This window comes from Rhodanobacter sp. MP7CTX1 (genome assembly GCF_014205795.1).
Taxonomy (GTDB): domain Bacteria; phylum Pseudomonadota; class Gammaproteobacteria; order Xanthomonadales; family Rhodanobacteraceae; genus Rhodanobacter.
Map to the genome: position 1 here is coordinate 163,884 of NZ_JACHCN010000005.1, position 13,626 is coordinate 177,509.

The following is a 13,626-nucleotide window of genomic DNA, read 5'->3' on the forward strand; positions in this document are numbered from 1 at the left end:
CTCTGCGCTATCGGATGAATGACGCGCTTGCGCACACTCATCCAAAGTTTGATTGCCTGCAAGGCTGATTCTTTCATGAGATCCGAATGAACATTCCTTTCAATCGCCCGTATCTCACCGGTCACGAGCTGGAATACATCGCGCAAGCGCACGCCAACGGTCAGCTTTCAGGCGACGGCGCGTTCACCCGACGCTGCCATGTCTGGCTGGAGCAACGCACTGGCGCGCGTAAGGCACTGCTCACGCACTCCTGCACAGCCGCGCTGGAAATGGCAGCCATCCTGCTCGACCTGCAGCCTGGTGATGAGGTGATCATGCCCTCGTTTACCTTCGTCACGACCGCCAACGCGTTCGTGCTGCGTGGTGCAGTGCCGGTGTTCGTGGACATCCGTCCTGACACTTTGAACATTGACGAGTCGTTGATCGAGCAGGCCATCACCCCCCGTACCCGCGCTGTCTGTGTAGTGCACTACGCCGGCGTCGCATGCGAGATGGATACCATCATGGCGATCGCCGCCAAACATGGCCTCAAGGTAGTTGAAGATGCAGCCCAGGGGATTTTCTCCACCTACAAGGGGCGAGAGCTTGGCAGCATTGGTGATCTGGCCGCACTGAGTTTTCACGAAACCAAGAATGTGATCTCGGGGGAAGGTGGTGCATTGCTCATCAATGACCAGGATCTGGTCGAGCGCGCGGAAGTCATCCGCGAGAAAGGCACCAATCGCAGCAAGTTCTTCCGCGGTCATGTTGACAAGTACACCTGGGTCGACATCGGCTCGTCTTATCTCCCCAGCGAGCTGATCGCGGCTTTCCTGGCCGCGCAGCTTGAGGAAGCGTCCGCCATCACTGGCCGCCGTCTCGCCATCTGGAATCGTTATCATGAATGGGCCGCAGCGCTCGAATCGGGCGGACGACTACGTCGCCCGATCATTCCCACCGAATGCGCGCACAACGCACACATGTATTACCTGCTGCTCGGCAACCTTGCTGATCGCACGCACTTTATCGATGCAATGAAGGCCGCCGGCATCGGCACGGTCTTCCATTACATCCCGTTGCACAGCTCTCCAGCCGGTCAGCGCTATGCGCGCACCAACGGCACACTGCACCACACCGACGCAACCAGCGACCGCCTCGTCCGCCTGCCGTTGTGGATCGGGCTGGAGGATCATCAGGATCATGTCATGCAGGTTGCCCGGGATATTCTCATCAAGTCGATGGAATCCTGATCCATGTCTCCGCTCAGACCATTCGTCATTCCCAGGCTGAAACATCCTGGTTGCCGAAAAGTGTTGATCGCATAGTCCATGCGCTTTCCAGATACCGCCGGGATTCTGAAGTTTCGCTACCTGCGTCACCTGCTGGTACTGCTTATCCTGGTCGTTTGCGTGAGCGCAACGATCAGGCTATTCGACTGGCACAGGGTGGCGTATGCCCTGCGGCATATGGATGTGGGCATCCTGCTCGGCGGCGGGTTTCCCATGCTGACGATCATTTTCGCGGTGCGTGGCTGGCGTTGGCTGATCGTGCTGGGAATCAAGCCGAATCGCGATCGCTTCTGGCAGTCGCTTTGCGCCAACGGCGCAGCAGCAGGCCTGGCTTCGCTGACACCGTTCCAACTTGGCGAAATCGTCAAGATCAGATTGATCCCTGATCATCACGGCAGTGCCTGGCGACTGGGCGTTTCCGGGTTCTTCGTGGAACGCGTGCTGGATCTGGCCGGTGTGCTCGGCGTCGGGCTGTGCGGTCTGGCCATGCACTTCGCCTGGCCATGGCTGGCTCCCGTCGCACTGCTGTTCCCGTTGCTCGGCGGACTGTTCCTCTGCCTGTTGTCCGCTCATGTCCGGCGTCTGCCGCAACGCCTGCAGCCTTATGCGGAGGCGTTGCGCCATGTACGTCGCATCGCGTTCGCGAGTCTGCTGACAATCATCATCTGGCTGCTCTACTGCGGACTGTGGTGGATCGCCGCCCGGTCCATGCATATACATCTGGGTCTCAGTCAAGTAACTCTTCTAGTTGGCAGTGTCATGTTGGTCACTGTCGCCAGCATGACGCCCGGCGGACTTGGCGTGTCCGAACTGGGCAGTCGCGGCATCATGCTATGGCTGGGCGCTTCCGCGACCGACGCGGAAACGACAGCCATTGCGTTACGCCTGCTCACGCCACTGATCGCACTTACCGGACTGGCGTGCCTGTTGATGCTGCTGCGCTATCGGCGCAGGTAAGCGCGCGCCGCAACTGCGATGTCACTCTACTGCAGCGGGAAGGTATACCTTTAGCTGAGGCTCGCGATCTGGAGAGCCGATCTGATGATAGTGCGTGTTGATGTACTTCCAGATACCTGAATGCGTATGCGCATAGCGCAACTCTTCGCGTCCATCCAGTGCGACATCGTTGACGAGGACCATTTGCGGATGCGCCTGCTTTAGCTGGGCAATCTCCTGGTCCTGGAATTCATCGTTGCGTGGAAACAATGGATAGATTTCGTACACGGGCGACCTGACGCCAAGCAATGCATAGGCACTGGGCCAGACCGGTGCTGAAAGGATCGTGCCGCCGATGCTGACGTAGCGGCTCGCAAGCTTTTCGATATCTTCGACAGACGTGGCTGTATCCGCACTCATCCACACCCGATCGCCACGCACGTCGACGGATTTCCAATCGGGATGGGTTCGCATGGCATAACCCGGATGCATCGGCAGCATGACCCACAGCGTGGTGATAACAAGACCGAGAAGGCTAAGTGCCTGCATGGTCGCGCGGCTCCGGCTCGGCCAAGGGCAGACCAGGAAGCCGATCAGACACGGAAGGATCGCCTGCGCGAGATGTTGAACGTCGGCTCGTGAAAATGCCACGTTGAGGTAGGGTATGGCGGTTGCCACGCATGCGACGAAAACCGGATTCGCGATCCTCCGTTCACGACACACCTGCTGCAGAACTACGGCAGCACCGCTCGCGCAGAAAAGCAGCAACGCCGCGAAGAAGCATCCGACCAGCCACGGTCCAAGCAGCGCAGACAATGGCCCTTGTGCGGGAACAGTCCAGGGCCACGGCACGGGCAAGGGCAGATTGGTACCCTTGTACTCAAACAGCACGAAGCGGATGCTCTCCCAGAACATGACCGCAAAGCGATGATCGCGAACAAGACCGATCAGGATGGGCGCGAAGCCCAGCACGACACCGGCCATCCATGCAGGGATACAGCGCAGCCAGACAGGCCTGTCCGCGCCGAGCATCAGCACTGGAGTCACCAGCAGGCAAGCGGTCACGCCGTAGAGACCATGATTGCGCCCCAACATGGCGGCCAGACCGATCACGATGCCGTGGACAAAGAAGCGCCGTGCAGACGGATACACCAGCACTCGCGCCAAACTGGCCGTCAAGATGACCGATATCGCGGCGTCATAGCCCTTCCAGCGCGGAATCATCCACAACAGGCACAACAGCATCGCGAATACGCAGAGGCCCAGACGCGCGGCGATTCGGCCAGGAGCCCCACGCAAGACGAGTATCCCTGTAACGACAACACCCAAGGTAGCGAATGCCGCCGTGGCAGCCCGCACTGCGATGATGCCGTTTGCATGAAAGAGCCATAGCAGACCCGCCGCCCAGTAGTATCGCGCCGGATCGTAGGACATGAAATCTCTGACAGGAACCTCGCCATGCAGCACCCGCTGCACTCCGTACCAGAGGTAACCCTCGTCTCCCAGATTGAAACCGGTATGCCCCTCCAGCAGGAATACACCCAGGCTGGCGACCATGCCAAACAACACGACGCCGGACAATATTGTCCAGTGCAGTCGGCTTCGACTTGCTTCAGGATGCTGCATTGAGGAACCTATCAGGGATGAGGCTTATCAGCATCGGACGATCACGCTGGCTCATCATCTTGCATCAGCCATGCGCGTGCCAAGCTGCCATTACGCGGCAGAAATCTCTCGTAGCCATGCTGTCGGACGAACCGGCGAAAATAGCGGTGGTCTTCGAACAGCACCTGCAGCTGCTCAAGATCCAATGACTGGAAAAAGTTGCCAAGCACCACGTCGGTTTCCGAAATCGCATCATCACGCAGTTGCTCGAACGTGTTCGCCCCGTGCAAGCGATAGCTATACAGACGCTCGGCTACGCAACCCACTTTTGCAATCGCAAGAGCGCGCAGCAGGAAGTCCCAGTCATGACACAACTTCAATGCCGCGAGGCCACCGAGCCGGTCGTACAAGCGGCGGCGCAACATGAAGTTGCCAGTGGATACTGCGACATTCGAGTCGAGGCATGCATACACCAATGCCGGATACTCCAGGGATGCGTTCAGTTTTTCACGGAGTGACATCACCACTTCGTGCTCGGACTCCGCACTCGGTCGGCCTTCCTCATCAATGAAATCGACGCCACTGAATGTCAGCTCAAGCCCATCGTGCAGCATGCACTCGAGCAACCTACCGATTCTCGATGACGCATAGCAGTCATCCGAGTTCAGGAACGCAATGAACTCACCATTCGCATGCGCCACGCCCTTCGCAATGGCGGTATGACTTCCGCCATTTTCCTTTCGGACGATTTCAATGGGGTGATCCGGATTTCGCTCGCCGTAGCGCCTTACCGCCGCGGCTGAGTCATCCGTGGAGCCATCATCCACGACAATAACTTCAATGTTCGTGTAGCTCTGCGCAAACACCGACGCTAGCGCATCTCCAATGTAGCGGGCGTGGTTGTAAAGCGGGATGATGACACTCACCAGCGGACTCTCATTCTGCAGCCGATGATCCGCCAACACATCGCCGAGCGCCTCGAGATAGGCGTAGCCGTGGCGCCGGTCCGGTTCGAGATGCGCACCCTCGCCCCACTCATTCCACGCGTTGACAAAAATCATCGGCGCGTTTACCGAAGACTCTGCGCGACTGCCCTCGGCAATATTCCTTAACCACTCACCAAACCATGCGGGCGACGAGGCGTGAAATACGTGACCGCGACCTGGTTTTCGCGCTGAATTGTCCCAACTCGGAAAGGCGCATCGGTAAAGCTTGTAGTCCGGTGCTACCGCATCTCGCTGGTGCCTGACCACGTCCGCGTAGCGGAAGATGCGTCCTCTGAACAACGCATTGAACACGAGTTGATCGGAGGAAATTTCCTCAGGTTCGATATGGTGTGGCGGAAATTCGACCGCCGCATCGAAGCCATAGTCGCGCGGGTCCCGGATGCCAAAAGTCTGCGCCGCAATGAGATGAATCTCTCCGACACCTTGCTGTCGGCAGTAGTCTCTCCAACGTTGCGCCGTTGCATGCGGATCGGGAAGCAGCGCCACCCGATAGACAATCAGCAAAGCCGCCCCGTCAATGCGGATGTAACGAGAGTCTCGCAAGGCAGGCAGGATATCGGCGATGAACGCCAGATCATCTTCCGGCGAATGCTCTTGCGAGATGAGCACATCATGTTCGGCACCATCCCAACGCCGAGTCCAGTTCTCGTTCGCCCAGCACAAACAGAATGATAGCTCCATGGATGGATCCGCGAGCACATGATTGAACGGCGCCTCCATCAGACGCTTGCCGGCAAACCAGTAGTGATGAAAGCAGAAGCCGTGAATGCCGTACAGTCGCGCCAACTGCTGCTGGCGCCGCAAGACATCCTTGACCCGCAGGTCATAGAAACCCAGCTCCCCGGGCAATCTGGGTTGCAGGTGTCCAGCGAATTGGGGCACCGATTTTGAAACGTTCGTCCACTCTGTAAATCCGCGACCCCACCACTCGTCATTTTCGGGGAACGCGTGAAACTGCGGCAGATAGAATGCAATGACGTTGAATCCAGACGTCGTTACCGGCAGCTCACGGATGGGTCGATAGTAAGCACTGCGCTGCGAACTCGCCTCGAAGATTTCATCGAAATGCTGCGGCAAGAGCGCAACGTGGCGTTCGCCGCCGCGCGAGCGCAACGCTGCATCCGTCGCCTGATCGCGTCGCTCAATCTGCCAATAGCGATAGCTCTGAGTATTTTTTATCAAAGGGGCCATGACCCGGTACACGCCATCCTTTAACGCCTTTCTGCGCGAAGGAGCAAGCGGAAGCCGCTCGTAGAGGAAGCGAGCCATAGGCTTAAGATATTTTCGCGATGCGCTGGAACCGTCAACTTTCACAAAATGGCAATCCTGAGCATATTCCCGACATGGATTCATCATCACGGGTGATTGTGGTCGAGCAACATGGGCCGCGAGACAGCCTGAGTATCGCGGCGTCAAAGCCCCATTTTTGAGCCTCATGCTCAGCGACCGCCACTTGCACCTATCCGAGCTTTCGCCGAACAAGCGGGATGGCGGGAACCGTTGCCGTCGCGTCGCGCCAGTCTTTCAGGCCGGCACTTTTCGCAGCATGCTCACAACCATTCCCGTGTCATTCTCCGGCCTGGATAGGGGTCAACTATCTGTCTTGGCTTCGAATAGTACTGTAACATCCGTGCCGCCCTCCCAAGTTCACACGGAGGGCCTAAGCCGCTGCCCTTCGGAGCGAGCGCAGGGGGACAAGAATCCAGGAAGAGTGATGAGCCCAGAACCAATGGCTGCCGTTCAGGAGCAAGCGCACAGCCAAAACGTGCCGCTCTGCGTTGATCTGGACGGTACGTTGATCCGATCGGACCTCCTCATTGAGTCCGCACTCGCGTTGCTCGCGAAGAATCCGCTGCTCATATTCGCGATGATTGTATGGTTGCTACGTGGCAAGGCGTACCTCAAACAGGAAATCGCATGCCGCGTCGAAGTCGATGCGTCGACACTGCCGTACAACCAGGCACTGATCGAGTGGCTTCAGGATCAGCGACCACTTCGCCCCATCATCCTGTGTACCGCATCCGATTCCAGGCTTGCTCGAAGCGTGGCGGCACATGTCGGCCTTTTCAGCGATGTCCTGGCCAGCGACGGAGAGCGCAATCTTTCCGGTCGCAACAAAGCCGCAGAGCTGGTCGCACGGTATGGTGAACGCGGCTTTGACTACGTTGGCAATGCATCGGTCGACCTGGCCGTCTGGAAGCACGCGCACGCCGCCATCGTCATTGCACCGACGCTTGCGCTAGCCAAGGCCGCGGCGAAAGTGTCGACCGTGGAACGCGTTTTCCACACACCAAAGGCTAGTCTGCGCGCTTGGCTCAAGGCATTGCGCGTGCATCAATGGATCAAGAACGTACTCGTATTTCTGCCGCTACTGGCTTCACATCGAGTCCTTGATGTGATTGCCTTGAGCCACACAACCATCGCATTTCTATGCTTTGGCCTGTGTGCTTCCAGCGTTTATCTAACCAATGACCTGCTGGATCTGAGTGCCGATCGACAACATAACCGCAAGCGGAACCGCCCCTTCGCCGCAGGGACGCTGCCTTTGGCATCAGGCCCTGTTGTTGCGGCTGCCCTGCTGATCGCAGGCCTGGCCCTCGCCTGGCAGATTTCGCACATTTTCTTTGGCGTGCTGATCTCATATTTCCTACTGACCACGGCCTATTCGGTACGACTCAAACGCGTCATGATGCTCGACGTGGTCGTTCTGGCCATGTTGTACACCACCCGCATCCTTGCCGGTGCCGCAGCCTTGCACACCAGGCCCTCGTTCTGGTTGCTGGCATTCTCGATGTTCATCTTTCTCAGCCTGGCCATGATCAAGCGCTATACAGAGCTGCTGGCAGCGCAGAAAGCGGGTAAGGTCAAGGCCAGCGGTCGCGGCTATGACGTGGAGGACATCCCGCTGATTCAGTCGCTCGGCGGCTCCAGCGGTTACCTTGCCGTGCTCGTGCTGGCGCTGTACATCGACAGCACGGCTGGCGAAGCGCTCTACCGGCATCCGCATTACCTGTGGATGCTGTGCCCGTTGCTGCTGTACTGGATCAGCCGCACCTGGGCGATCGCCCATCGCGGAATCATGCACGACGATCCCGTGATTTTCGCGGTCATGGATAATGTCAGCCGGGTGCTACTCGCACTTGCTGCGATCATTGTCGCCGTGTCCATCTGATGAGCCAGGCTGGGCAATCCTGGGGCCGCTATCCGGATGCCAAGCAGTCCATCATTGCCATTTCCGATCGGCACCATGGGTTGCCGGCGACGGCCGAGACCATCCTGCCGTATGGTAACGGTCGCAGTTATGGCGATAGCTGTCTCAACGACGGCGGCGTTCTGCTCCACACAAGCCATCTCGACCGATTCATCAGACTTGATGTCGCGACCGGGGTGCTTGACTGCGAGGCGGGCGCGTTGTTCTCGGAAATACTGGATCTGATCGTACCGCAGGGCTGGTTTCTCCCTGTGACGCCAGGCACGAAGTTCGTCAGTGTCGGGGGCGCCATCGCCAACGACGTGCATGGCAAAAACCATCATCGTGCGGGCACCTTCGGACGTCATGTGCTGGAACTGGAGCTGCTGCGCTCCGATGGCAGCCGACGAGTGTGCAGTGCCACCCAATATCCGGAATGGTTTGCCGCCACCATCGGCGGACTCGGCCTCACCGGCTTGATCACCCGAGCCAGCATCCAGCTCCGCCGCATTGCCAGCCCCTGGATGAGCACCGAGGTTCATCGCTTTGACGATCTCGCCGGCTTCTTCCAGCTGTCAGAAAGCTCCGATCGTGACTACGAATACACCGTGGCCTGGATTGACTGCGCAGCCAAAGGACGCGCATTGGGGCGCGGTCTTTTCACACGTGCCGATCATGCGCCCGCGTGTCCGGACCGCCGACCTTCTGCTCCAGCGCGGCACCTACGCGTCCCATTCGTACCCCCGATATCTTTGATCAACCCGTTTACCCTGCGCGCCTTCAATGCCTTGTACTACCACCGGCAGCGCCAGCCGATAGTGCGTGCCACGACGCACTACGAACCGCAGTTCTACCCCCTGGACGGCATCCGAGACTGGAACCGCATTTATGGCCCGCGCGGCTTCATGCAATACCAGTGTGTGGTGCCACCAACCGCGGCCGAAGATTGCATCGTCCGTTTGGCCCGGATCATTGGGTCGGCGGGTGGTGGGTCGTTTCTGGCTGTTCTCAAGCAATTCGGCGCACTACCCTCGCCGGGGATGCTGTCCTTCCCACGCGCCGGCGCCACTTTGGCGCTGGATTTTCCCAATAATGGCAACCGGACACTGCGCCTGCTCAACGAACTCGACGACGTCGTGGCTGCCTCCGGCGGCGCGGTTTACCCGGCCAAGGACGCACGTATGTCCGGGCACCGCTTCCGGCAATACTTCCCGGCTTGGGAATCCTTCAGTCAGTTTATCGATCCGCGCTTCTCGTCCAGTTTCTGGCGCAGGGTCATGGAGTAGACATGCTTAGAGTACTTATCATCGGCGCGACCTCCGCCATCGCCGAAGCCACCGCACGATGCTATGCCGCCCGTGGAGCACGCATCTTCCTGGTGGCGCGCGACACCACCCGGCTGATAGACATTGCCGAGGACCTGCGAATCCGCGGTGCCACCAACGTCGACCATGCAATGCTTGATGTCAACAATCAGCCCGCTCACGCAGGCGTACTTGAACAGGCCTGGCAAAAGCTGGGCGGCATTGACGTGGCACTCATCGCCCACGGCACACTCCCGGATCAGTCAGCGTGCGAAAGCTCGGTGGAAACGGCTTTGGCCGAGTTCGCCACCAACGGCACATCCACCATCGCGTTGCTGACAGCGCTAGCTCCCGGCATGGAGGCTCAAGGTCGTGGCGTGCTAGCGATCATCTCTTCTGTCGCCGGCGATCGCGGCCGTCAGAGCAACTATCTTTACGGTGCCGCCAAGGCTGCAGTCAGCACCTTTGCCAGTGGCCTGCGCCAGCGCCTGGCAAAAGCCGGTGTGTCGGTAGTGACCATCAAGCCTGGCTTCGTCGACACCCCGATGACGCGCAATTTCCGCAAAGGTGCACTGTGGGCCAAACCTGATGCTGTGGCGCGCGGTATCGTCCGCGCCGCTGATCGCGGAAGCAGCGTGGTCTATCTGCCCTGGTTCTGGTTACCGATCATGCTGGTGATCAAGCACATCCCGGAATTCATCTTCAAACGTATCAAGTTGTGATCGCGCCATGACAAAGATAGACAAGCACGCCAGGGTGGTACTCACCGGAGCCGCCGGACTCGTTGGCCAGAACCTGATCGTGGAGTTGAAGGCGCAGGGATATACCGATCTCGTCGCGATCGACAAGCATGAGTACAACCTGGAGATCCTTCGCCAACTGCATCCGGATGTAACTGTGATCCGCGCCGACCTCGCCGAGGACGGTGACTGGACCGATGCCTTCGCGAACGTTGCGTGTGTCGTGCAGCTACACGCGCAGATCACGGGAAAGTTCTCCGACCTGTTCGTGCGAAACAACATCAACGCTACTCGCCGAGTATTGGACGCCATCAGCAAACATGCAGTGCCTTATTTGGTGCACATCAGCTCCTCCGTGGTGGTATCCGTCGCTGATGACGATTACACCAAGACCAAGAGGGAGCAGGAGCGCATGGTGGTCGAGAGCGGCATCGCGCATTGCGTGCTTCGCCCGACCCTGATGTTCGGCTGGTTCGACCCCAAGCATCTGGGCTGGCTCTCACGCTTCATGGCCAAGACGCCCGTCTTCCCGATTCCCGGGGACGGACGTTACATGCGCCAGCCACTATACGAACGCGATTTTTGCCGCTGTATTGCATGGTGCATCGGAAATCAGCCCGATGGCCTTGTTTACGATGTCGTGGGGGATACGCGTATCGACTACGTCGACATCATCAAGACGATTAAACGGGCGAAAAATCTGCGTACCATGATTGTCCATATTCCTTATGGATTGTTCCGCTTTCTGCTACGCGTTTACGCGATCTTCAGTGGCAAGCCTCCGTTCACCGCCGACCAGCTCGAGGCACTGACCGCAGGGGACGACTTCAAGGGCGTGGACACTTTCGCCGTGTTCGGCGTCGCGCAGACGCCATTCGTCGAGGCGGTGAGGGAAAGTTACTGCGACCCTCGCTATTCGTCGGTTGTACTGAAACGATAAGGCAGGTCCATGCATTGGTTTAAGTCTCCCTCTGACGTCACGATGACGTCCCAACCCTCCGCACTGTATACGGGGTGGAGAAGCTTTCCACTCCTGCTCGCCTGCATCGTGGTGATGGCTTACAAGTGCAACGACTTCCTCACCAACCCGCAGTTCTGGGCCGAGGACTCGACAATTTTCTTCAAGCAGCAGCTTGGCCATGCTTACCCGCTAGTACTTCAGCCGTACGCCGGCTACTTTCTTGTTCTGCCACGCATCATTGCCTGGGTCGCCTCTTGGACATCGGCCGCGAAGGCGCCAATGATCTACAACGCCAGCGCGCTCTTACTGATGGCATTGGCGATCAGCTATACCCTGGGACGTCTCCGCGCCCATTTGCCGGTAGTCGTCGTCTTCGCTGCCTTCATGCTCGTGCCGCTAAGTGGAGAGATTCTGGGCTCACTGGCTAACGCGCAATGGTTCCTTCAGTTCGCGCTCGCCGCCGCATGCTTCGGAAGCTTCCACGCCGCTTCCCGGCCAGCAACCATCTTCCGCGCATGTGTTGTCTTTGTGATCGCCGTGACAGGCCCTTTCTCCATCTTCATAGCATTCGTTGCTGGGGTGATGATCTTCACTTCTTGGACTTGCGACTGCCTAGGCTCGACGCGCTGGCACAATGCAGTCACCAACCATTGGAAAACCAGAGATTGGATTATCTTCAGCGCCACAGCCGCAGGCGCAGTCATACAAACGATCTGCGTCCTAGTGCATCCGATGAGTGTCAGCCAGGTGCAGCAAAGCACGCTGGAAATGCTGCGCATCACCTTTACCGAATTGGTGCCGGTGCATATCTTCGTTGGCAATTTCTTGACCGATAACGGCTGGATACTCTTCTATCTCTTCGGTCTGGGCGCGATAGTTTTCGGTAACGGACTGCGAGGCGAAACAAAGGTCATCATTCTGAGCTTTGCGCTGCTCGCAATTCTGGAAACGTTCGTGCCGGTGCGGCTAAAGCCCTTGGCGTTGCTCTATCAGTTCTATCCTGGCGATCGCTATTTCTATCTGATCAAAGTGGTTTTCTGGTGGACCGTTTGGTGTGCCTGTGCCAGCCGTAAGGACATCCGGCGCACGGAGGCAACCGCGATTGTTCTCATGAGCTTGTTCCTCGTCGCCGTCAGCAACCCCGCCACGTTACGTCGGCCAGCATTCCTCGACTACCACTGGAAAGTGTACGCTCACGAACTCAGTCAACCAGGACATCATGTAATACCCGTGAACCCCTCCCCCTGGACGATGACAGTCGACACCGACAAGAATGGAAACATGCGATGAACCAGCACGACAACTGCGTGATCATTGGCGCAGGCCCTATGGGCCTGATGTGCGCGATGGAGCTGCTAAAACAGGGGAAATCGGTCGACATCTATGAAACCGACGACCGCATAGGTGGTATGTCGGCGAGCTTCGACTTCGACGGACTGGACATCGAACGTTATTACCACTTCATCTGCAAGACGGATTACCCGCTGTTCGACCTATTGAAGGAGCTTGACCTAACCAGCACGCTACGCTGGACCGACACAAAAATGGGCTTCTTCTTCAACGGTCGACTGTACAAATGGGGCACGCCGCTCGCCCTGCTGAAGTTTGACGGCCTTGGCATCGTCAGCAAGATGCGGTATGCAATGCATGTGATGTACACCAAGAGCATCAAGGACTGGCGGCCGCTGGACAAGATCAATGCCACCGAGTGGCTACGCAAATGGGTCGGGGTCAAGGCCTACGATGTGCTGTGGCGCAGCCTGTTTGATCTCAAGTTCTTCGAATTCGCCGACCAGCTTTCCGCTTCGTGGATAGGTACGCGCATCAAGCGCGTCGGCTTGTCCCGCAAGAATCTGATGCAGGAACAAATGGGCTACCTGGAAGGTGGATCAAAAGTGTTGCTCGACGCCATGGAGCAATACATCCTGGCAAAAGGTGGCCGAATCCACCTTCGGTCGAAAATCGACCGTGTCGTTGTCGAAGGTGGGCGGGTCACAGCTATCGTTGTCGGCGGCGAGCAAATCAGCTGTAGCCGCGTCATTTCCACTGCACCGATCCAGTATGTCCCGCGTCTGGTACCCGACTTACCGCCAGACTTCGCAGCACGAATCGAACGTATCAAAAATATTCCCGTCGCCTGCGTAATTCTGAAGCTGCGACACCCGCTGTCGGAAAACTTCTGGATGAACATAAATGACCCAACCATTGAAATTCCCGGTGTCATTGAATATTCAAACCTCAATAAGATGTCTCCATCTGTACTTTATGCGCCGTTTTACATGCCAAAGACACATTCAAAATGGTCGCGCAGCAACGATGAGCTGATTGACGAAGTGATCGGTTACCTCGGCAAAATCAATCCCAAATTCTCGCCCGATTGGGTGCTTTCGCGATATTGTCATCGTTACGACTACGCGCAGACGATTTGCCCACCGGGTTTCTTCGACACGCTGCCACCGATGCGGACACCGGTCCATGGTCTCTTTATGGCCGACACCTCCTACTACTACCCTGAAGACCGCTCCATCAACGAAAGTATCCACGTGGCAAAATCGCTTGCAGCCCAAGTCACACACGAGATTCAGGATTAACGCGATGCAATATACGGGCAAAAC

General features: G+C 57.8%; 10 protein-coding genes. 8 read left to right on the forward strand and 2 right to left on the reverse strand.

The window, feature by feature from the left end; translation table 11 throughout:
- Window positions 1-86: 86 nt before the first annotated feature.
- On the forward strand, window positions 87-1,229 hold the full coding sequence (rffA, locus tag HDE77_RS08930) for a dTDP-4-amino-4,6-dideoxygalactose transaminase (RefSeq protein WP_184416854.1): 1,143 nt from the start codon (window positions 87-89) through the stop codon (window positions 1,227-1,229).
- Between the two features lie 78 nt (window positions 1,230-1,307).
- Complete coding sequence (locus HDE77_RS08935; RefSeq protein WP_184416856.1) at window positions 1,308-2,225, forward strand: lysylphosphatidylglycerol synthase transmembrane domain-containing protein; 918 nt, start codon at window positions 1,308-1,310, stop codon at window positions 2,223-2,225.
- A 21-nt stretch (window positions 2,226-2,246) separates the two neighbouring features.
- Here HDE77_RS08935 and HDE77_RS08940 read toward each other — a convergent pair whose 3' ends face one another.
- On the reverse strand, window positions 2,247-3,830 hold the full coding sequence (locus HDE77_RS08940; RefSeq protein ID WP_184416858.1) for a hypothetical protein: 1,584 nt from the start codon (window positions 3,828-3,830) through the stop codon (window positions 2,247-2,249).
- A gap of 41 nt (window positions 3,831-3,871) precedes the next feature.
- A complete protein-coding gene (locus HDE77_RS08945) occupies window positions 3,872-6,130 on the reverse strand; it encodes a glycoside hydrolase family 99-like domain-containing protein (protein WP_184416860.1) in 2,259 nt (752 codons plus the stop codon).
- 415 nt (window positions 6,131-6,545) lie between these two features.
- Here HDE77_RS08945 and HDE77_RS08950 point away from each other — a divergent pair, with 415 nt between their 5' ends.
- The 6 genes from HDE77_RS08950 to HDE77_RS08975 are packed head-to-tail and all read left to right on the forward strand — an operon-like array spanning window position 6,546 to window position 13,602.
- Entirely contained in the window at window positions 6,546-7,988 is a 1,443-nt protein-coding gene (locus tag HDE77_RS08950; RefSeq protein ID WP_184417034.1) for a UbiA family prenyltransferase, read from the forward strand.
- Window positions 7,988-9,292: an FAD-binding oxidoreductase gene (locus HDE77_RS08955; RefSeq protein ID WP_184416862.1), complete on the forward strand. Its 1,305-nt coding sequence runs from the start codon at window positions 7,988-7,990 to the stop codon at window positions 9,290-9,292. The genes HDE77_RS08950 and HDE77_RS08955 overlap by 1 nt, the downstream gene beginning before the upstream one ends.
- Before the next feature lie 2 nt (window positions 9,293-9,294).
- On the forward strand, window positions 9,295-10,032 hold the full coding sequence (locus tag HDE77_RS08960; protein WP_184416865.1) for an SDR family oxidoreductase: 738 nt from the start codon (window positions 9,295-9,297) through the stop codon (window positions 10,030-10,032).
- Window positions 10,033-10,039: 7 nt separating this feature from the next.
- Window positions 10,040-10,990, forward strand: a complete 951-nt coding sequence (locus HDE77_RS08965) for an NAD-dependent epimerase/dehydratase family protein (protein WP_184416867.1) — start codon at window positions 10,040-10,042, stop codon at window positions 10,988-10,990.
- Window positions 10,991-10,999: 9 nt separating this feature from the next.
- Window positions 11,000-12,301 (forward strand): hypothetical protein, encoded by a 1,302-nt coding sequence (locus HDE77_RS08970; protein WP_184416869.1) that lies wholly within the window; start codon window positions 11,000-11,002, stop codon window positions 12,299-12,301.
- Entirely contained in the window at window positions 12,298-13,602 is a 1,305-nt protein-coding gene (locus HDE77_RS08975; RefSeq protein WP_184416871.1) for an NAD(P)/FAD-dependent oxidoreductase, read from the forward strand. Before HDE77_RS08970 ends, HDE77_RS08975 begins: the two co-directional genes overlap by 4 nt.
- Window positions 13,603-13,626: the final 24 nt, after the last annotated feature.